Origin of the sequence: Microbulbifer variabilis ATCC 700307, assembly GCF_000380565.1 — a bacterium.
Taxonomy (GTDB): Bacteria; Pseudomonadota; Gammaproteobacteria; order Pseudomonadales; family Cellvibrionaceae; genus Microbulbifer; species Microbulbifer variabilis.
Map to the genome: position 1 here is coordinate 364,595 of NZ_AQYJ01000025.1, position 21,029 is coordinate 385,623.

At 49.4% G+C, this 21,029-nt stretch carries 21 protein-coding genes; 2 read left to right on the forward strand and 19 right to left on the reverse strand.

The features are described from left to right. Window positions 1-81: 81 nt before the first annotated feature. The 3 genes from G367_RS0110405 to G367_RS0110415 are packed head-to-tail and all read right to left on the reverse strand — an operon-like array spanning window position 82 to window position 2,466. Window positions 82-534, reverse strand: a complete 453-nt coding sequence (locus tag G367_RS0110405) for a hypothetical protein (RefSeq protein WP_020413071.1) — start codon at window positions 532-534, stop codon at window positions 82-84. Beyond that, window positions 521-1,195: a response regulator gene (locus G367_RS0110410; RefSeq protein WP_020413072.1), complete on the reverse strand. Its 675-nt coding sequence runs from the start codon at window positions 1,193-1,195 to the stop codon at window positions 521-523. Before G367_RS0110410 ends, G367_RS0110405 begins: the two co-directional genes overlap by 14 nt. After that, window positions 1,195-2,466, reverse strand: a complete 1,272-nt coding sequence (locus G367_RS0110415) for a sensor histidine kinase (protein WP_157533455.1) — start codon at window positions 2,464-2,466, stop codon at window positions 1,195-1,197. Before G367_RS0110415 ends, G367_RS0110410 begins: the two co-directional genes overlap by 1 nt. A 189-nt stretch (window positions 2,467-2,655) precedes the next feature. Between G367_RS0110415 and G367_RS0110420 the strand changes: the two genes are divergently transcribed. Next, window positions 2,656-3,483: a DUF2306 domain-containing protein gene (locus G367_RS0110420; protein ID WP_020413074.1), complete on the forward strand. Its 828-nt coding sequence runs from the start codon at window positions 2,656-2,658 to the stop codon at window positions 3,481-3,483. Between the two features lie 357 nt (window positions 3,484-3,840). On the opposite strand, the gene G367_RS0110425 is transcribed toward G367_RS0110420, so the two are convergent. Continuing rightward, a complete protein-coding gene (locus G367_RS0110425) occupies window positions 3,841-4,605 on the reverse strand; it encodes a hypothetical protein (RefSeq protein ID WP_020413075.1) in 765 nt (254 codons plus the stop codon). A 90-nt stretch (window positions 4,606-4,695) separates the two neighbouring features. Further along, a complete protein-coding gene (locus G367_RS0110430) occupies window positions 4,696-5,202 on the reverse strand; it encodes a GNAT family N-acetyltransferase (RefSeq protein ID WP_020413076.1) in 507 nt (168 codons plus the stop codon). A 1,058-nt stretch (window positions 5,203-6,260) separates the two neighbouring features. On the opposite strand from G367_RS0110430, the gene G367_RS23595 reads away from it, so the two are divergent. After that, complete coding sequence (locus G367_RS23595) at window positions 6,261-6,755, forward strand: DoxX family protein (protein WP_020413077.1); 495 nt, start codon at window positions 6,261-6,263, stop codon at window positions 6,753-6,755. A gap of 437 nt (window positions 6,756-7,192) precedes the next feature. Here the strand turns inward: G367_RS23595 and G367_RS27000 are convergent, their stop codons facing one another. From G367_RS27000 to G367_RS0110505, 14 genes are all read right to left on the reverse strand, one after another. After that, the gene (locus G367_RS27000) at window positions 7,193-7,585 is read right to left on the reverse strand and encodes a VOC family protein (RefSeq protein ID WP_026305057.1); all 393 of its coding nucleotides are present in this window, start codon (window positions 7,583-7,585) and stop codon (window positions 7,193-7,195) included. 986 nt (window positions 7,586-8,571) lie between these two features. Beyond that, window positions 8,572-9,018: a GNAT family N-acetyltransferase gene (locus G367_RS0110445; protein WP_020413079.1), complete on the reverse strand. Its 447-nt coding sequence runs from the start codon at window positions 9,016-9,018 to the stop codon at window positions 8,572-8,574. 46 nt (window positions 9,019-9,064) lie between these two features. Next, window positions 9,065-9,700, reverse strand: a complete 636-nt coding sequence (locus G367_RS0110450; RefSeq protein WP_020413080.1) for a LysE family translocator — start codon at window positions 9,698-9,700, stop codon at window positions 9,065-9,067. A gap of 76 nt (window positions 9,701-9,776) precedes the next feature. Beyond that, complete coding sequence (locus G367_RS0110455; protein WP_020413081.1) at window positions 9,777-10,241, reverse strand: thioesterase family protein; 465 nt, start codon at window positions 10,239-10,241, stop codon at window positions 9,777-9,779. Then, window positions 10,238-11,635, reverse strand: a complete 1,398-nt coding sequence (gene sthA / locus G367_RS0110460) for a Si-specific NAD(P)(+) transhydrogenase (protein ID WP_020413082.1) — start codon at window positions 11,633-11,635, stop codon at window positions 10,238-10,240. Before sthA ends, G367_RS0110455 begins: the two co-directional genes overlap by 4 nt. A 144-nt stretch (window positions 11,636-11,779) precedes the next feature. Then, window positions 11,780-12,022 (reverse strand): (Na+)-NQR maturation NqrM, encoded by a 243-nt coding sequence (gene nqrM, locus G367_RS0110465; protein ID WP_020413083.1) that lies wholly within the window; start codon window positions 12,020-12,022, stop codon window positions 11,780-11,782. Beyond that, window positions 12,022-13,080, reverse strand: a complete 1,059-nt coding sequence (locus G367_RS0110470) for an FAD:protein FMN transferase (protein ID WP_020413084.1) — start codon at window positions 13,078-13,080, stop codon at window positions 12,022-12,024. The genes nqrM and G367_RS0110470 overlap by 1 nt, the downstream gene beginning before the upstream one ends. A 14-nt stretch (window positions 13,081-13,094) precedes the next feature. Then, window positions 13,095-14,318: an NADH:ubiquinone reductase (Na(+)-transporting) subunit F gene (nqrF, locus tag G367_RS0110475; RefSeq protein ID WP_020413085.1), complete on the reverse strand. Its 1,224-nt coding sequence runs from the start codon at window positions 14,316-14,318 to the stop codon at window positions 13,095-13,097. Window positions 14,319-14,335: 17 nt separating this feature from the next. Next, window positions 14,336-14,944 carry an NADH:ubiquinone reductase (Na(+)-transporting) subunit E gene (gene nqrE / locus G367_RS0110480; protein ID WP_020413086.1) on the reverse strand — a complete coding sequence of 203 codons (609 nt, stop codon included), beginning with the start codon at window positions 14,942-14,944 and terminating at the stop codon, window positions 14,336-14,338. Between the two features lie 3 nt (window positions 14,945-14,947). Next, window positions 14,948-15,604: an NADH:ubiquinone reductase (Na(+)-transporting) subunit D gene (locus G367_RS0110485; RefSeq protein ID WP_020413087.1), complete on the reverse strand. Its 657-nt coding sequence runs from the start codon at window positions 15,602-15,604 to the stop codon at window positions 14,948-14,950. A 2-nt stretch (window positions 15,605-15,606) separates the two neighbouring features. Beyond that, on the reverse strand, window positions 15,607-16,389 hold the full coding sequence (locus G367_RS0110490; protein ID WP_020413088.1) for a Na(+)-translocating NADH-quinone reductase subunit C: 783 nt from the start codon (window positions 16,387-16,389) through the stop codon (window positions 15,607-15,609). After that, complete coding sequence (locus G367_RS0110495) at window positions 16,382-17,593, reverse strand: NADH:ubiquinone reductase (Na(+)-transporting) subunit B (RefSeq protein WP_020413089.1); 1,212 nt, start codon at window positions 17,591-17,593, stop codon at window positions 16,382-16,384. Before G367_RS0110495 ends, G367_RS0110490 begins: the two co-directional genes overlap by 8 nt. A gap of 2 nt (window positions 17,594-17,595) precedes the next feature. Continuing rightward, the gene (locus G367_RS0110500; RefSeq protein ID WP_026305059.1) at window positions 17,596-18,936 is read right to left on the reverse strand and encodes a Na(+)-translocating NADH-quinone reductase subunit A; all 1,341 of its coding nucleotides are present in this window, start codon (window positions 18,934-18,936) and stop codon (window positions 17,596-17,598) included. A 394-nt stretch (window positions 18,937-19,330) separates the two neighbouring features. Next, the gene (locus G367_RS0110505; protein WP_040628710.1) at window positions 19,331-20,794 is read right to left on the reverse strand and encodes a glyceraldehyde-3-phosphate dehydrogenase; all 1,464 of its coding nucleotides are present in this window, start codon (window positions 20,792-20,794) and stop codon (window positions 19,331-19,333) included. Between the last annotated feature and the right edge of the window lie 235 nt (window positions 20,795-21,029).

Here is a 21,029-nt window from a genome sequence, read left to right on the forward strand (position 1 = left end):
CTTCAGAAAGAAGCTAGCAAGTTAATAACAACCTTGATGTTTAAGATGCCGGGTAGCTAGTGCAATCCCCGAGCGTATACATTACTGCATACCCTTCTCAACCGGCGCTTCTGTTACCGCAGGCCAGACCAGTCCCGCCCTTGTTGCTACGAGCAGTAATACAAAAGACACCTCCAGTGCGAGGAAAACACCAATAGGGTGATTGGGCACACCGCGTATCATCAGGTAGAACAAGTAGCACATAGCAAGCAGATTACCCGCAAGCGTAACGTTGAGGGCGTAGCCACGTACTTGCCAGAGTGGTTTGCAGAGCAGGAAGTTCAACACCGCTGTGCCGGCGAGCATGACGCCGGGCAGTATCAAAAGCAAACGACGGGATAAACCCATTCCGTCGCTGGTTACCAGTGGCCAAACGGCAGTAAAGTGACCTTGAGCTCCGAGGGTGAGGAACAGACCCAAAATTACTGCGCCGATGGCGGCAAGCCGATACAGTGCATTGCGTTGCAAAACACGTGTTGATCTAGAAGCCGACATTGCGCTCCCCTACTGTGGCCAGGCCACATTCGTAAGCGAACACCACCGCCTGTGCGCGATCGCGCAACCCCAGTTTGGAGAGCAGGCTTGAAACGTGGGTTTTAACGGTGGCGGGTCCAATAAACAGGGCCTCCGCAATCTCGGCATTGCTCTTGCCGGCGGCGATAGCCTCAAGTACTTCGCGCTCCCGAGTAGTGAGGCGCTCCAGGCGTTCTGACAGGTTGCGTTCTGCCCCCAATTTCTGTGCGAACTGGCTGATCAGGCGTTTAGTGATGCCGGGTGCAAGCATGGCGCCGCCCTCTGCTACTGTGCGTACTGCCTGCACCAGCGCCTCTGGGGGAATATCCTTGAGCACAAAACCACTGGCCCCTGCCCGCAGCGCACGAAACACATATTCATCGGGATCGAACGTGGTCAAAATAATGACACGGCAAGCTGTATCACTAGCTTCCAGGATGCGTGCCGTGGCTTCCAGCCCGTCCATCTCCGGCATCCGGATATCCATCAGGATGATATCCGGCTGATGCGCTCGTGCGGCTTCAACTGCCTCAATGCCGGTACCGGCCTCGGCGACCACCTCAATGTCGGGTTCGTTGTCTAGGATCAGGGAAAAACCGCGCCGCACCAAAGCCTGGTCGTCCACCACCATCACTCGCAACATTATGTTTTCACCATTCCTGTAGGTAGTTGTGCATACACCTCAAAACCACCACCATCGACCGCGCCCGCATACAGATGGCCGCCGAGCAATTCCGCGCGCTCGCGCATGCCTGCAATGCCATGCCCACCGCCAGGCTGCTCGTCAATAGTTGTTTCCGCCATGGGCCGGTCGCCAGTGGTGTTGCCATCATCGGCTACATGAATCACTAGAGTGTCATGGTCTAAGCGCAGGCTCACTTGAACCCGCGCTGCAGCTCCAACGTGCTTGATGACATTAGTGAGGGATTCCTGAACGATACGATAGGCGGTAAGAGCGACGCTGGTAGGTACATTTTCCAGCGTGCCGTGGGTTTCGTAGTCGACCTCGGTTAACACCTGCCGGACCTTTTCAATCAGAGCTGGTAAATCATTGAGACCCGGTTGCGGCGTGAGGGCAGTGTCGCTGCTGGTCGGGCGCAGTACGCCCAGTAAATGGCGCATTTCTGTCATGGCCTGACGGCCAGCAGCCTCCACAGAAACCATGGCTTCACTGGCGGCTTGCGGGTTATTGCGGCTGATAGCCCTGGCGGCACCAGCCTGCACGGTCATAAGGCTCACCTGGTGCGCCACCACATCATGCATCTCGCGGGCGATTCGGGTGCGCTCGGCCGCTACCGCGCGCTCGGATTCGGCATTGCGTTCGCGCTCCAAATACTTGGCTCTCTCTTCCAGCAAGCGCAGATATTCACCGCGAAAGCGCAGCCGGCGACCGATATACCACAGCGCCCATACCAGCATCACCGTTACGGTGCCTGCCGCGGTTGGTTTAACCGGAAGACTCTGATCAATCGCCACAAAAACCAGCGTTGCGATGACTCCGATAAAACTGGCCCGGGTGTTGGCCTCGTAGCGGCCAAGGCTATACAGCGAAACCGCCATGGCAACGATGCCATCCGCCGGTAAACCCAATTCCAGCAATATTGTTGCGCCGAGAATAATGGCCTGTACCTGCCAGGGGTGTGTGCGACGCCACAACAGAGCGAAGGACCCGATGAACGCACACTGGAAAGCAATAACATCCCCCAGATTTTGCATGGCCAGCACTTCCCGCGCCTCTTCGCGCGACCACATCAGTAGCGTCAGCAAAAACATGAGCAGGGCGATGAGCAGATCAGTCAGGTGCGGCCAGCGTTCGAATGGCCCGCGGAAGGGCTGCCACACCGGAAGCTTGGGTAATTCCGAGCTGGTGTTGAGCGGGTTCGACGCAGGCGTATTTAGGGACGACGATTTCATTTCCGCATGCTAAACCAGGCGCAACCAGCTGTCATGGGACTTTCGGAGGATGCGGAAGCAGGCGCATCTCCGTCTTTTGGGGGAGGTCCGATTCCTGCCTGTGGCCGATGTGCGTGTGCCCGAAAAAGCCGAACATGCTCGGCAAGCACATTCAGACCTTATACGGACCATAATCGCCTGGAGAAACCCATGAACAACGCTGTACTCAGCCAAACATTACCGCGACCATTCGATACCCGGCGAGCAGTTAACCTGTCGGTAAAAACCTGGTTCTGCATCGCGGCCATCGGCCATGCGATCTTCTTTGCCTATATCCTGGCCGTCTTCTACCCACCCATTGCCGAATCGGGAGTGCATGGTTTAAAAGGGCTACACCTACCGGCGGGCTTTCGCGAGGGAGATACATTGGGTAATCTCGCTTCGGTGAGCCACGTGCTATTGGCCGCAATTGTGATCGGCGGTGGGCCCCTGCAGCTGATCCCTTCGGTGCGACGGCATGCCCCCAACTTCCATCGCTGGTTGGGACGCAGCTATCTGCTGACTGCAGTCATCGCCAGTATTGCGGGGCTCTACATGACCTGGACGCGGCACACCATTGGTAATCTGGTATCACAGATCAGCATCACCATGGACGGCATACTAATTTTGGCGTTTGCCTTTCTGGCGGTGCGTACCGCGATAGCCAGGCGCTTTGCTGAGCACCGTCGCTGGGCCTTACGCCTATTTATGGCTGCCAGTGCGGTGTGGTTCTTTCGTGTAGCCTTGATGGGCTGGGCAATGCTCACCGGCGGCTGGGGGGTCGACTGGGAATCTTTTACCGGGCCATTCCTGTATGCACTGGGCTTCGGCCAATACCTGCTCCCGCTGGCCATGCTGGAATGGTATTTTCACTGTCAAAAGCGTGGAACCGCACAGGGAACCCAGATTGCTTTTGTCAGTACCCTGATACCTCTGACTGTGTTTATGGCCATTGGTATTTTTGCCGCTACGATGGGAATGTGGTTGCCACGGATCTAAGCTTACATAGCCAAATTATCGTGAATGATGCTCTTCCGTTAGTTTGGCTGTAGAAGTCCAGGGTTTGTGAATCTAGCTGTTGCAGAGATACTCAAGTTACTGACTGCACTGCGAGAGCTAAACAAAACACTATGAGCCAGCTAACTAAATGGAAGTGGAGACTTACTACTAAAAACTCGCGGGGATCTCCTTATCATCCACAGTATAAGAAAGCAGCTTCAACCACCTTGTACGACAGCAAAAAAAACTGTAAGGATTGGTAGCTTAAAAGCTTGAAAAAGTAGCAACGTCAATTTTTATACTAATTCAGATAAAGCTTTATGATGAATATTAATCAGACTGTGCTATGAGACATAGTTAACTAGCAGCTTTCAAATTATCCCAATAATCTGCGCTGTTATCTGTCCAAAAGAAGCGATCTGGATTCGATTGGCTTCGCGCATATGTATAATTTTTAACCACTCTTTTATTAAATAAGAGTTTTACTGACTTTAATTCATTATGAATCCTATAATCAGCCGAATCTGGACCTGAGCATAATTTGTTATAAAATATTGACTCAAATACTTCTAAGTCTCCATCAATAATTTTAATTTCGGAGCTATCTGACTCACCAATGATTGAGGTTTGATCAACCTCCACAACACCATTCTCATCCCACAACCTTATATAGTTACTCGCTTTAAAAGTGGAGGAGATATCACACAGCAACGTATTCTCAGAGGTTAGTAAACTATCATTACACCTTTCACCAAGTAATTTCTTAATAAAACCATGTAACTTGTATATATTTCCGTTAATTAATATTTGGTTTGCAGAATATACGGCAGGCCTGTAGCTATCTTGGACATTAAGGTGAGCAAAGCAATCATGAAAACCACCTTCGTCTGACGTCAATAGCCAAACATCATTATGGCTGAGTATCTTATCCAAATTAGGAGGGTCAAAAGGTCGCCGTGAACAAAATACAAAATCAGTAAAGTTTCTGCCGGTGCAGACGGAGTATAAAGCTTTCCCGTAGCTAAAATGGTTAATTTCAAATAAAAGCATCTCAATTAAAGATTTGCTTATCTTATTGTTTTTTGGGGAAACACGTATCCGATTTGTAATAACATTTGTCAATTTAAAGCCTCCTTGACAAGCTGATAGAAAAAGACTTAAAAAAACGGCAAGGCTTAACAAGGCTAAGTAGCCAATCAACGTGGCCGATTCTTAACCTTGTACCCAGAATGCCTCGTGGTACGCAACCTCTCCCTGCGGAAAATTGCCACCAAATGACAGTACCTGGAAGTACTCTGCTGGAACCCCTGGCAAAACCAATCCATCGATCACCTTGAAGCCAAAGCGCCCATAATAATTAGGATCCCCAAGTACTACACAACCCTCTGCCCCCTTTTCTTTAAGGTCTGCAAGAGCTTTCTCCATAAGTTTCGAGCCAACTCCCCTTCCTTGATACTCTGGCAATACCGAGATCGGCCCAAGTCCAAACCAGTTGGTCGAGTTATCAGAAATGTTTACTGCTGAAATGGCAACGTGACCTACAATTTCTCCACCTGACTCAGCCACCAGAGATAAAGATAATGCACCTGCCTTGCGAAGACCCTCCACAATAAGCTGCTCAGTGTGATCACTATGTGGAGCATCCTGAAATGCTAGGGCTGTAACTCGGTGGATTGTCTCAGCATCTCCACCACTTTCATTACGAATTTTAATATTCAATTTATGATCTCTTAAAGAGGTTAATAGTTAATTCAAAAATAGCTGTACTATATTATGCATCTTTATATTTACAAAATTTATCATACCTACTATACAAAGAACACAACCCTGGCCCCAACCTTACCTTCCGGCTTTAAGCCACTTTCCAAGCGAACTCATCAAGGAATGCCCACCGCAATTTGAGCACCGCTAGAAAAGAAAGAGATTGGTCCAAAATACCGAAACGGTAAAGAATAACAATTGGGGATAATATTTCGGTTACAGAAGTGGAAGGAAAAGGGGCAAACCTTTAAAGAAGAAAGAGTAAGCTTTTTTGCGCTTGTTTTTGTCCGAGTCTCTTATAAATTCTTGAATTAAACCAGGCGGCATTTTTCATTTGTACATTTCTCACCATTAAAATCTCTCTCCTTGATATAGCCACTCATTGCTTCCTGTTCCTTACCAATTTTTTATTCACCACGATTGCAAAAGGACTACAGGATATTCTGATCCATCTCCACGCTTGACCATGAGTGAGTTCCGGCAAAAATTAGAAATAGCACCAAAGCTTCCATTGGATAAGGAGGTCTGTGGGCTTCCTAACCACAAACACGTCATATGGCGCGGAAAAGGTCAATCATCGATTTGATTTGCCCTGACATTTAAATAGGCTAAGATGGTGGAAGCATTGCAAATTGTATTGCATTTGTCGTGTTTTTTAATCTCTCTAGCTTTCGCATCTGAAGGTGAGTGCGCAGCCAAGATAAATCGCTTGCATTTAGGATATGCGTAATCATGCCGATTCGATGTATAACGAGTAAGGCAATTTGCGTCTGCGCCAGCTAATTTAGCTGCGCTTAATACCTAAATAAAAATAATTTATTGACGACGCAATACTAATGACTGAGATGATTACTTGTTAGCAAACGGCCCCAATAAAAAAGACGTTAAAACATACGCACCTCTGAGTAAGAATGAAAAAGGTGAGAATGAAAATACTCCAACATTTGGTACAGGCTGCAGGGAAGACTTTAAAATTAAAATTAACAGTTAGAATATAGCTATATAAGAGGGCGCTTATGTTTACACAAGATTCTCCACTGACAAAGAAAATACTTGTTGGTGCTCATAGCTGGGAATGGATACCTATCTTGGTGGCACGTGTGTCATTGGGATTATTCTTCTCAGTATCTGGGTATAACAAGCTATTTGTACCCGAGAGGCATGCAGATCTAATAAATTTAATGAAAGAAATAGGAGTGCCCTTTCATGAATTTATGGCTATATTTTTAGCTTCTGTAGAATTTTTTGGTGGATTACTATTAATAGTAGGGCTTTTTTCAACAATTGTTGCGATTGTATTAATTATCGTAATGATTGTCGCTATCACCACCGTTGAAATTGAGCAGGTCATTCCCAAAGACATAGGGCCATTGGATTGGCTGAGCTGGTTTATTTACTTACCCCAAGTTTTATATATTATTTTATTTGTATGGTTAATAACTACAGGTCCCGGTCGATTTAGCTTAGATTATCTAATCGCTGATAAGTTAGGCATTAATAACCACAATTAAGGAAATTGGGCTGCTGTCATAGTTAGTACAGTTATTTATTCAATCTTAATCAGAATCTGGCAACCCTATTGAAAACATGTACCCCTGGACACCTACAAAACAGAAGTACAAATCGTCTAGTCTAATGGCCGAATAGAATACTTAGAAAAATTGAGAATCAGCTACATCCTTTAATATGAAATTCGAGCACCCTGAATAAATTGAAAAGCCCCCAAGCTTTAAGAGCCTATTGCCCGCCTTCCCCATTAAAGCCCATCACTTACTCTGCCGCCAGGCACCAGGCATCGCTCACAATGCTTCCCCACCGGGAAACACCTCGAATTGATCTTCAATAAAGATAAACAGGTTGAACTTGATTAGACTGCAAGATGCATCAAGTCTGGATTGTCGAACTAACTTGCTAAGTAATACACAGCTATAGCTATTAGCTGTCTTTTTTATTTATTGTTACCAGCCACAGTGCCTGAAAAATTATTGTAGTATTTAAACTCAAGTAAATTGCCCGCCGGATCTTTAACCACAAATTTACCAGCCTCATTTTCAGAATCCTCACCTCTCACTAGTGGTTCCAGTACAAATGGGATCGAATTGTCTTTGAGTAAAGCTAATATTTCACTCCACTGTTTTTTCTCTAGTAATGGGCCAAAGTGATCTATTGGCTTGGCTACCATTCCATCCTTTTCTTGATGTATAGTAATTTGATGCCCATAGAATATTATATCAATCCATTCTCCTGTATCTCGGCCTACAGCACAGCCAAGTAGGTTTACGTAGAACTCCCTTGCCTTTTCTAGGTCTGGAACAACGAACGATAGATGAAACGGCTTGATATCTAGCTCTCCTTCCTCAAAAGTATAATCGCGGTAACCATGGACTACCCACTAGTAAAAGTATAAACCACCAAGACTATTGGCTGAAGAGGAGAGCTAAACAAAACACCAAGAGCCAGCTAGCCAAATTGGTACGACATAAAAGAGTAAAGTATATTCAACACCCCAGAACAACTCCTCAATCACCAGAAGCCTAGCTCCCACCTTTCCCTACTCTGAATCCACTGCCCTTGCGCTGACCAAACTGCGACTACAAGCATCACTTACCAAGATATCCCCACTTACTTAATACGGCTTCCGCTGCCTGGTTCAGCCTTAATATTGAAAACTTCGGCACAAACGCTGCCCGAGGAAAGTAGCAACCAAATATATAATAGAATTTTTTCATCGCCCACTCCAAACTAAAAATTAGCTCCTATTGTGTTGAAATTGGGCCGGATGAATATGTTCGATATTACCAGATTGTAGTTAAGATTTGTAATTAGAGTGCAGGAATAGCGCCATGAAATGCCAAGCCTTGAGAAACTTAAAGGACTGTGTCACTAATAGCCAGGCATGAATACATTTAAGTGGCGAAAGTAGACTATGAGTGAGCGGAGCCAAAAGTTAATACACCCCTGAAACACACGCAAGATCAATAACAAGTAAAATTATTGTGCTTGCCACTTAAATCAAACCCAACTTTAGCTGCTCAGTGGAATCGTGAAAAATATTGAAAGCAATTTTTTAGCTAGACATGCCTTACCATTAACCCAAAAACAGAATCTTCAATTGATATTAACCCATAATCTTAAAATGAAGTAAAACCTGAAAAAATATATCAACTCTACAAAGACCTAAGGGCAATGCTACATTTACTTATCTCGCTATTCTTCCCTAACTTAATATTAAAAAACAAATTCAGTCCAAACAATGGATCAGACACCCATTAAGAACTCATTATTTTTGGTGCACATTACATATGTGATTAAAGAAGCAATAGAACTTTAACAAGGTACTCTGTAGTACACATTGTCATGATCGATTTCGAAGCCTAAGGAGTGATATAACTGCCTTGCACGGCTATTTCCTATCTCTGTTTTAAGCTCAATACGAATGGCTTTTGTTTCCTTTGCAAAATTTATCGCAGTCTGAATGAGTTGCTTAGACACTCCTCTTCCTCTAAAGCGGCTTGATACTCCTAAATCATTAAGAATCCACAAGCGCGAGAGTGCAAGGGAAGAATAGCTTGGATAGAGATTTACAAAACCCATTATCCCTGCAGTCTTCAAATCTACGGCGATAAAAAGAGCGGAGGCTTTGCTAGATAACAATTTACCTAGAAATTTCTCTGTTCTCACCAAATCCGATGTGTAGCCACAAAACACTCTATATTCGTCAAAAATGGAAGCCAAATCTGATACGTAGCTTTCATCGCACTGAATAATTTTCAAAGCTTATTCCCTGTTAGAAACTCATATACCCAAAGTAAAGTATTTCTCAAGCATCCTGACGAACAACCAAGCCACCAAAACCTATGAGCAAACTCCCACTTAAGCGTAAAATCCAGCGTTGAAACTTGCCTCTGACTGAGGACTGCTTCCATTTAGACAGCACCAAAGCCATTCCTAAAAACCATAGAAATATAATAGAGGCATGAACAGAAACCAGCAGGAATGCCTGATAATAACTTGTTGTTTCCACCTGGAGAAACTGGGGGAAAGCTGCAAGATAAAACATTGATACTTTGGGATTGAGGATCTGGGTTAAAAAGCCTTCAACAAAATTTATATGGGAGCCTTGTTGAGCTGCTCCTAGCTTTGGTCTATTTGTAAGACTGTGCTTCGCCTCCTTCGAGAAAGTAGAGACAATTGTCTTTACACCCAAATAAACTAGGTATGCTGCACCGAGGTATTTTATTACAGTATAAAGCTCAGCTGACTGGACAATAATCGCCGACAAGCCGAGAATGGAAATAGCTCCGTGAGCGAAGGTGGCTGAGACCAGTCCAAGAATATTATCCAGGCCCGGCCTTAACCCCTGGCCTGTTACAGTCTTGAGTATGAGGACGCTATTTGGCCCTGGAGATATAACCAATAAAAGCGATATAACGGCAAAAGCGAGTATCTCACTCATGGTACAAGGCGTCCTTTAAAAGAATAAGTGGCTAGACAGCTTGGTTGACCAAACCTATCTCTGGCTCAGCCGCCATTCAATATAAAAAGGTTGCTGTGCCAGTAGCAATCAACTCTTCCTTATCATTACTTAGCTCCATACGTGCAACTACCAGCTTGTTGCCAGTACGTAGGATAGAACCTTCACAGAGGAAGTGCTCCCCCCTGCCTGGTTTTAGGTAGTCCACACGCATATCCACGGTACCGAGCTTAGATAAGCGATCAGCTTTTTCCTTCCAATGTACGTCACCCATACGCTGGTAAGCGGCTACCATAGCAGTAAGACCACCGACGGTATCCAGGGCGGTGGCGATTACGCCACCGTGAAGAATTTTTTTCCAGACATTGCCAATCAGTTCCGGGCGCAGATCAAACCCCGCTGAAAGTGTGAGTGCCTCCAGGTCCAGGGAGCGCATTTCAAGTCCGATTTGTTGGTTAAAAGGAATCTTTTCAAAGAACCCTTTCACCAGTTCCTGAAACTCATGTGGTGAGGGCTCTGTCATAGTCGTGCAACCCGATTAAGCCCATCCAATGCAGCACTGCGGTACGCTTCTGCCATGGTGGGGTAGTTAAAGGTGGTGTTTACGAAATAATCAATCGTATTATGCGGTGAAGGCTGCTTCATTATGGCCTGGCCAATATGCACAATTTCTGCAGCCTCAGCACCAAAGCAGTGAATACCCAGAATTTCATGGGTTTCAATATGGAACAGGATTTTGAGCATACCCACCCGCTCACCGGAGATCTGCGCACGTGCTGTGTGCTTGAAGAGAGCACGGCCGACTTCATAGGGTACTTTAGCAGCAGTCAGCTCAGATTCCGTTTTACCGACCGAGGAAATTTCTGGAAGCGTGTAAATACCTGTAGGTGCATCTTCGATTACACGGTGACCACGCCCTGCAATGGCAGCCGCCACAGCCCGCCCCTGGTCATATGAAGCACTAGCGAGGCTCGGCCAGCCAATCACATCCCCTACCGCGTAAATATTTTCCACTTCTGTACAGTAATGGTCATCAACACTTAGCTGGCCGCGGTGATTGGCTTCTAGGCCAACATTTTCCAGGCCTAAGGAGTTGGTATTACCAGTACGGCCGTTACACCAAAGCAATGCGTCAGCGTGGATACGCTTACCGGATTGCATCTCCATAATTACGCCCTGCTCGTTGGGCAGTACTTGTGCATACTCTTCCTGATGGCGAACGGTTACGCCCATATCTCGCAAGTGGTAGCTCAATGCATCTGAGATTTCATCATCCAGAAATTCCAGCAAACTGCTGCGGGTATTAATCAGGTCCACCTTTACACCCAAGCCGGCGAAAATTGAGGCGTATTCACAGCCAATCACTCCCGCACCATAAATCATGATGGAATGCGGGGTATGCTGCATATCCAAAATCATATCGCTATCGTAGACGCGCTCGTGACCAAAATTTACATCTGCCGGGCGATACGGACGGGAGCCAGTAGCAATAATAAATTTCTTTGCGGTAACAATTTCTGTGGCACCATCCGGCAGCTGCACTTCCACACTGTTAGCATCGCGGAATTTGGCTTCACCAACAATCAACTCAACACGATTACGCGCATAAAAAGAAGTGTGCATTTCCACTTGGTAGGAAATGACCTTGTTGACCGTTTGCATCACCTGCGGGAAAGTAAGGCGACGAGGCTCACCCAGTGCGCGAAACACGCTTTGAGTGTTGTAACGCATCAGCTGTTTGACCGAATGGCGCAAGGCCTTGGAAGGGATGGTGCCCTTATGAGTACAGTTGCCACCTACTACTTGGCGCTTTTCAATAACTGCTGCGCGCATGCCCTTCTTAGCGGCACTCATCGCGGCGGCCTCACCTGCAGGGCCCGAACCAATTACAACCAGATCAAACTTTTGCTCTGCCATCAAATGCTCTAAATTCTGTTTTCCAAACGGAGTGAGATACGCGAGAGCGCTGCTCACTCATTATTTAATTACGATTATCAGCAACAATATGCCAATGACATAAAACAACAAGCCCGTTGATCCCGGGCTTGGGAGGGAAGATGCTTACTTGCGCTTGGTTGCGTCATAAGCGAGATCTTCAGTAGCCATGCCTTTTTGGCGCTGGCGCTCTTGCTCTTTTTCGCACTCGTCATCGTTGCCACCACAAATGGTGCAGTCCTGCTTCATGCCGATATTATTCAGCCCGCCACAGGAACCCTTCAGGGGTTTGTTTTGAACCATGGCACCAAGGGCCATCCCTGCAACGACCAGTAGCATGGCAACAAATGCAAATATAAATATTGTCACTACTCAGACCTCTCAAGGTAAGGGGCAAAAGCGGTGCTATACCGCTCTTCAAACCCCTTGTCAGTTTTCACCAGCATAAAGACAGCCAGCTTTTCACGCTCTGCCAAAGCCATTCCCGCTTCGACCCCAAGTACATTCAGTGCAGTGGCCAAACCATCTGCCTCAGCACAGGTATCCGCTATAACAGTCACCGACGCCAATCGGTGCTTTAGCGGGCGACCAGTACGCGGATCTATGCTATGCGCATAACGTACCCCGTCGCGCTCGTAATAATTGCGATAATCACCACTGGTGGCCACTGCTTTACCACTCACAGCAATTGATTCCTGAACCATTTGACCCATTGAGTCAGGCGCCTCAATGCCAATTCGCCAAGCCTTACCTTTTGGATTCATACCAAGGGTACGCAGTTCACCACCGATTTCGACCAGATAGTTAAGAATTCCCTGCCGCTCCAACAACATCGCAACCCGATCCACGCCGTGCCCTTTGGCGATGGCCGATAGGTCAATCTCTACTGGACGATTGCGGGTGATGGTATCCGGTTCACGAGTCACCTCGAGTGCATCAGAGCCCACTACCTGCTGCAAACGGGCAATATCCGCATCGGTGGGAATCCGCTCTGGTTCTGGTTGAGGGCCAAAACCCCACAAGTTAACCAGGGGTCCCACAGTCACCTCAAAGGCGCCTTCGCTGCGACGATAGATATCCAGAGACATCTGCACAATATCGGCGAGCGGTTCGCTAACCGGAATGGCCTCACCCACAGGACTGCGATTAAAACGCATCAACTCGGAATCATTGATGTAAGTGGACATCTCCTGGTTGACCTGTTGCAGCTCACTATCGATCAGCGTCTGCAACTGGCTGTGCTCAACACCTCGGGGAACATCGACAACCGTGATGTGATAAGTGGTGCCCATGGTGCGGCCACTGAGTTGCCAGTTCTCAGGTGTCGGTGTACAAGCAGAAAAAATTACAGCCACACAAAGCAAAAACAGGGCCGGAAGAACGGGCCCTGTTTTTGCTTTTTTCGGGGCTTTGATTGCGTTTAGCAAACTAAGCTCCCCGTTTAACCACCGAAGTCATCGAGGAGGATATTTTCATCCTCCACGCCCAAGTCTTTGAGCATATTGATTACTGCGGCGTTCATCATGGGCGGCCCACACATGTAGTACTCACAATCTTCCGGAGCCGGGTGGTCTTTCAGGTAGTTTTCATACACTACGTTGTGAATGAATCCTGTGTAACCAGTCCAGTTGTCCTCAGGTTGTGGGTCGGACAGAGCCACGTGCCACTGGAAATTGTCAAACTCAGAAGCCAGGCCGTTGTAGTCATCTTCATAGAACATTTCGCGCAGGGAGCGAGCGCCATACCAGAAGCTGATCTTGCGCTTGGAGTGCAAGCGCTTGAGCTGGTCGAAGATGTGTGAACGCATCGGTGCCATACCGGCACCACCACCAATAAAGACCATCTCGTTATCGGTTTCCTTGGCGAAGAATTCACCGAAGGGTCCGTATACCTTGATCTTGTCACCCGGCTTGAGGCTGAACACGTAGGAAGACATCTGGCCAGGGGGCACACCTTCCGTGCGCGGCGGCGGAGTCGCGATACGGATGTTGAATTTAACAACACCCTTCTCTTCCGGGTAGTTGGCCATAGAGTAGGCACGTACCACAGGCTCAGTAACCTTGGACTCCAGCTTGAAGAAGCCGAAATGCTCCCAGTCACCGCGGTATTGGTCTTCTACTTCGAAGTCAGCAAATTTTACGTGGTGGGGCGGAGCCTCCAACTGCACGTAACCACCCGCACGGAAGTCAACGTTTTCACCTTCAGGCAGACGCAGGGTCAGCTCTTTAATAAAGGTGGCTACGTTTGGATTGGATTCCACAGTGCACTCCCACTGTTTCACACCAAATACCTCTTCCGGTACTTCGATTTCCATATCCTGCTTAACAGCAACTTGACAGGAAAGACGCTTACCTTCCTTTGCATCTCGCGGAGTAAAGTGTGCCGCTTCGGTGGGCAGCATATCACCACCACCCGCAGTCACTTTACATACACATTGCGCACAGCTGCCGCCGCCACCACAGGCGGAGGCCAGGAACAGGTTGTTAGCAGCCAGGGTTTGCAGCAGCTTGCCGCCGGCCGGTACGGTGAGAGTCTTCTCACCATTAACCAGGATATTGACGTTGCCGGTGTTTACCAGGCGCGAGCGGGCCGCAAGGATCACCGCTACCAGCGCCAGTACGATAACGGTAAACATCGCTACGCCGAGGATAATTTCAATACTCATTCTATTGTTTTCCCCGCTTAGATATCGATGCCGCCGAAGGACATGAAGCCCAGGGACATCAGACCAACGGTTACGAAGGTGATACCCAGGCCTTTCAGGCCATCCGGTACGTCACTGTACTTCAGCTTTTCACGAATACCGGCCAGTGCGGTAATCGCCAGTGCCCAGCCGAGGCCAGCACCGAAGCCATAGGCAACACTCTCACCAAACGCATATTCCCGTTCAACCATGAACAGAGAGGCACCCATGATGGCGCAGTTCACGGTAATCAGCGGCAGGAATACACCCAAAGCGTTGTAGAGCGCCGGTACGTATTTATCCAGGAACATCTCCAGGATCTGAACCAGTGCTGCAATTACGCCGATGTAAGACAGCAGGCCGAGGAAGCTCAGGTCCACGTCGGGGTAGCCGGCCCAGGCCAGCGCACCGTCTTTCAGCAGGTAGGTGTAGATCAGGTTGTTCACCGGTACTGTCAAAGTCAGTACCACAATAACCGCAACACCCAGGCCAATAGCGGCCTCAATCTTCTTCGATACCGCCAGGAAGGTACACATACCGAGGAAGAAGGCCAACGCCATGTTTTCAACGAAAACGGCGCGGATAATCAAAGAAATATAATGTTCCACGGATTAGGCCTCCTGCGCTTGGGAATTAGGCGCAATCTTGAACTCATCCTGCTCAACCTGGGCAGGCTTCCAGGCGCGAATTGCCCAAATGAACAAGCCGATCAGGAAGAATGCACTCGGCGGCAATAACAGTAGGCCGTTAGGGATGTACCAACCACCATTGCTCACGGTAGTCAGGATATCCACACCAAACAGTTTACCGGCACCGAAGAGTTCACGGATTACCGCGAGACCGATCAGGATTACGCTATAACCCAGACCGTTTCCAAGACCATCAAAAAAGCTGGGCAGTGGCGGGTTCTTCATAGCGAAGGCTTCCGCACGGCCCATTACGATACAGTTGGTAATGATCAGGCCAACGAATACGGACAGCTGCTTGGAGATGTCGTAAGCCAGGGCCTTGATCAGCTGGTCAACCAGGATTACCAGGGAGGCAATCACGGTCATCTGTACAATGATACGGATGCTGTTCGGGATCTGGCTGCGGATCAGAGATACCGCAACGTTGGAACAGGCCACAACCGAGGTCAGAGCGATACACATTACCAGGGTAACCTGCAGTGAGCTGGTAACAGCTAGTGCAGAACAGATACCCAGGATCTGCAGCGCGATCGGGTTGTTGTTAAAAATCGGCTCTAGCAGAGTCTCTTTGATTTTCATGCTTATGCCTCCCCTGCTTTCAGGTTTTTCAGGAAGGGACCATAACCCTGGTTACCCAACCAGAAGTTCACCAGGTTATCAACACCCTTACTGGTCAGAGTCGCACCAGACAAACCATCTACTTCGTGAATCGCATCTGGGCTGTCAGGGTTTACCTGTCCCTTGATCACGTTGATGTCAACGTTGCCATCGGTATCGAAGACCTTTTTGCCAATCCACTGGGCTTTCCAGTTGGGATTGTCCACTTCGCCACCGAGTCCGGGAGTTTCCTTATGCTCGTAGAAGCCGAGGCCTGCTACGGTGTCGAGATTGCTCTCGAGTGCGAGAAAGCCATACAGGGTGCCCCATAGGCCGTAACCACGGATAGGCAGAATGATCTTATCCAGCTTGCCGTCTTTCTCTACCAGGTATACCTCTTTAGTATTTTCCCGACGGATAATTTTGGCCGTGTCCTCATCAGCGGGCAGCTTCTCGCTGGCAGAGGCAATTTTGGAAGCGGCACGACCGCTACCACCAGCCGGAGCCTGATCGGTGAACTTGCCGGTATTCAGGTCAACATATTTGATCTGAATATCCGCGAAGGCCTTCTCAACCTCAGCTTTGCTAGCGTGGGAATCCTTTAGCAGGCCCCCTGCCATCAGTACATTGCGCTTCATGTCCAGCTCGGCATTCGCCTGCTGGGCAGGCTTCAGCATTACCGCCGCAGTGGAAACCACCACGGAGCACACCAGGCACATTACCAGCGCGACAATCAGAGTACCGGTTACGGAATCTTTATTAGCCACGTGCCAACCTCCGTTTGATATTGGACTGCACCACAAAGTGGTCAAACAGCGGAGCGAACAGGTTGGCGAACAGGATCGCCAGCATCATGCCTTCCGGGAAGGCCGGGTTCACCACACGAATCAGGACAACCATCACCCCAATCAGGATGCCGTACCACCAGCGGCCGATATTGGTCATCGCTGCAGATACAGGGTCAGTGGTCATAAAGATCAGACCGAAGGCGAAACCACCCACTACCAGGTGCCAGTACCAGGGTACCTGGAACATTGGGTTGGTTTCGGAACCGATCATGTTGAACATAAACGCAGTGGCCATCATGCCCAGCAGAGTGCCGGCTACGATGCGCCAGCTGGCGATCTTCATGCCCATCAGGATTACGCCGGCAATCAGGATGGCCAGGGTAGAAGTTTCACCAATGGAACCATGGATCTGACCGAAGAAAGCGTCGAACCAGGTTACCTGGCCAACAGCAGCATTGACGATACCGTTCTGGATACCTTCGCTGGCCATAACAGACAGCGCAGTAGCACCGGTATAGCCGTCAACCGCAGTCCATACTGCATCGCCAGACATTGCTGCCGGATAGGCAAAGAATACGAAGGCACGGCCGGTAAGAGCCGGGTTGAGGAAGTTCTTGCCGGTACCACCGAATACTTCCTTACCGATAACCACACCGAAGCTGATGCCCATAGCCACCATCCACAGAGGCAGATCCGGCGGACAGGTCAAGGCGAACAGGATGGAGGTTACGAAGAAGCCTTCGTTCACTTCGTGACCGCGCACAGCGGCGAACAACACTTCCCAGATACCACCCACAATAAAGGTGACCGCATAAATCGGCAGGAAGTACATGGCTCCGTAGACAAAGTTGTCCCACAGGCTAGCTGGGTTGTAGGAGGTCAAAGCACCAATAATGGCGTGGCGCCAGCCGGACAGATCCGGATTGGTCATACCTTCGAGAATGGTGTTGGCCTGGAAGCCGATATTCCACATACCATAGAAGGCAGGGATCATCGCACAAGCCCAAACCGTGATCATAATACGCTTCAGGTCGATACCATCGCGCACATGAGCAGTAGTTTTGGTCTTGTCTGCCGGCTGAAACAGACCGGTGTCAATCGCTTCAAACAGGGCGTAGAACTTTTCGAACTTACCGCCTTTATGAAATTTTGGTTCGATTGAATCGAGGAATTTACGCAGCATACTTACCCCTCCTTCTCAATACGGGTCAGGTTGTCCCGCAAAATGGGGCCGTATTCGTACTTGCCCGGACACACAAAGGTGCACAGCGCCAGATCTTCCTCATCCAACTCCAGAGCACCCAGTTTCTGGGCCATAGCGGTATCACCCACGATCAGGGAGCGCAGTAGCTGGGTCGGCAGTACGTCCAGCGGCATGACCTTCTCATAAGTGCCAACCGGTACCATGGCACGCTCGGAACCGTTGGTACTGGTAGTGAAATTGAACAGCCTGTTCTTGAACAGGCGCGAGAGGTAAATCGGGAATACGGAGAAACGCTTGTTACCGGCACGCAGGTAGTGCAGGAATGGGCGCTCATCGCCCTCTTCCAGAACAGAAATCTGGTTGTGGTAACGGCCCAGGTAACCCAAAGGACCTTCAGCAGTACGACCGCCAAATACCGAGCCGGAAATAACGCGGTCGTTATCACCTTTCAACTCACCGGAAGTCAAAGTTTCCAGGCTGGCGCCGAGACGAGTGCGCAGAAGACGCGGCTGCTTGACTTGAGGGCCGGCCAGGGAAACAACGCGATCGGTGAACAGTTTACCGGTGGCAAATAGTTTGCCTACGGCAATCACATCCTGGTAATTAATGGTGAATACACTGCGAGAACCGGAAACCGGGTTCAAGTAGTGGATATGGGTACCGGACAGACCTGCCGGATGGGGGCCGGCAAAAGCTTCGCGGCGAATATTCGCAGCGCTCGGTACGGGGATATCTGCATCAGGGGCGGTACAGACGTAAGTGGTTTCCGCCAGCTTGGAAAGAATCTCAACGCCCTGAGAGAAGGCTTTGGGGTTCTCGGCAATGACCACTTCTGGGTTGGCAGCCAGAGGATTGGTGTCCATCGCATTGATAAACACCGCTTCCGGTTTAGCGTCCAGGGCGGGAACGCGGCTGAACGGGCGGGTGCGCAGTGCGGTCCACATACCGGATTCAACCAGGTTCTCAACGACCTGTTCGCGCGTCAGACCAGACAGTTTATCTGCGCTGTAGCTTTGGAACTGTTCTGCTGCATCGCCGTCAATGCCAATCACAACGGATTGCAGAACACGGCGGGCACCGCGATTAATAGCAACAATACGACCAGCGGCCGGCGCTGTGTAGCGCACACCTTCGGTTTTTTTGTCACTGAACAGTAGCTGACCAAGATTGACGCGATCCCCTACAGCCACCGCCATTGTCGGTTTCATCCCGTGATAATCGGGACCGAGAACAGCAACGGTCTTGATCGCAGGCCCTTTGTGGATGACCTGCTCGGGCGCGCCGGATATGGGTAAGTCCAATCCCCGACGGATCTTTCTCATACGCCTATGCCTAAGTTTCTAGTTTATAAAATTGCAATACGGCCCACCGTTCCGGGTTCAAACTGACAAACAGTCGATCCCAGACTGGCGAGCCATACTGTGGAATTCCATGTAGCGAGGGCTTATGCCGTTTCACCCGTAGACCGGGCGGAAGGAAGCTAACTAAAAGGTTGTGCGCGCTAACTTCTCGGCGCACGGCCGCCCCGCAAAATCGCGCGCATTATAAAGATGGGACAGAGGCTTTACCAGCCTGGGAAGTCTCTAACTAACACTAAGTTGAGAAATTTTTACTGGAAAAACAGGGATTTGGAGAGATCCGGGCGGACGGCTACGAGAGCCGCCTCACCCCACTGGCCGGCCCCTGAGACCGACCTGGAGACTTTCAGCTGACGCCTCAGTCTTTCTTGGGGAACAACTCGTAACGAACGCCGGCCATATCTTCCAGGCAGCGAACCACCTGACAGCTGTAACCGAACTCATTATCGTACCAGCAGTAAAGCACCGCATTCTTACCGTCAACGATTGTTGCATTGGAATCGAATACGCAGGCACGACGGGAGCCAACAAAATCGCTGGACACTACTTCCGGAGAGTTGGTGTAGTCGATCTGCTGACGCAGCGGAGAGTGCAGAGCCACTTCGCGCATGTACTCATTCAGCTCTTCCTTGGTGGCCTCTTTGCCCAAATTCAGGTTGAGGATCGCCATGGAAACGTTCGGGGTCGGAACACGAATCGCATTACCAGTGAGCTTGCCCTTTAGCTCTGGCAGCGCCTTGGCGACAGCTTTGGCAGCGCCGGTCTCAGTCAGAACCATATTCAACGCAGCTGCGCGACCGCGACGCTCACCCTTGTGGTAGTTGTCGATCAGGTTCTGGTCGTTGGTATATGCATGCACGGTTTCCACGTGGCCATGCTCAACACCGTAGCCGTCCATCATAGCCTTCAGTACCGGCACGATAGCGTTAGTGGTACAGGATGCTGCGGAAAGGATCTTGTCTTCTGGCTTGATGTCACCGTTGTTGATACCGTAAACGATATTCTTGATATCGCCTTTACCCGGAGCGGTCAGGATCACTTTGGAAGCACCTGGGCTTTCCAGGTGCTGACTCAGGCCATCTTCGTCACGCCATACACCGGTGCTATCCACGATGATTGCATCGTTAATACCGTGCTCGGTGTAATCCACCTCCTGCGGAGAGTTGGCATAGATGACCTTGATCTCATTACCGTTGCAGATCAAGGAGCTAGTCTCCTCATCCACGCGGATAGTGCCCTGGAAGGCGCCGTGTACGGAATCGCGACGCAGCAGGGAGGCGCGCTTCACCAGATCATTCGGGGCCTTGCCCTTACGCAGCACGATTGCGCGCAGGCGCAGGACGTCGCCGCTGCCAGCTTTGTCAACCAGCAAACGAGCAACCAAGCGACCGATACGGCCAAAGCCGTAGATCACTACATCCTTGGGCTCAGGCAAAGGCTTGCCAGCACCACTGGCATCCGCCAGTTCCTCACGTACGAAATCGTCTACAGACAGATTGCGATCGTCGCGCATAAATTTATTGGTCAGGGTTCCCAGGTCAATGTGTACAGGACCCAGGTCCAATTTGCAGATAGCTTCCAACACAGGGAAGGTTTCAAACTCGGAGAGTTCATTCTCCTCAACCTGACGCACGAAACGGTGCGCTTTCATAATGCTCAGAACTGAGCGATTTACCAGGTTGCGGCCGTACATATAAATACCGACGTTTTGCTCGCGGTTGAGCTTTCCGATCATCGGGATCATGGATTCGGCCAGCGCTTCACGCTGCTTCCAGTCCTTGAAAAAGTCCGCGGGCTTCGGTCGCTTCTGAGTCACTGTCAGACACCTCTGCAAAATATTAATAGGCAGGAAATCACGGCCTGATACCTCACCAGGGCCATGTGGCTGCGCATTATCAGTATTCACCTATGCCTACGCAACTGGGCAAAAAAAAGTCAAAAAAATGTAGTAAAACTACCTTTTCGCTAGCCCGCTGCCGGATGTAGTGCAATATCAAAAAAAGCGTAGCCGTTCGCAACCCAAAGCACAGGCACGGTTAACATAGACTGCAGCCAGA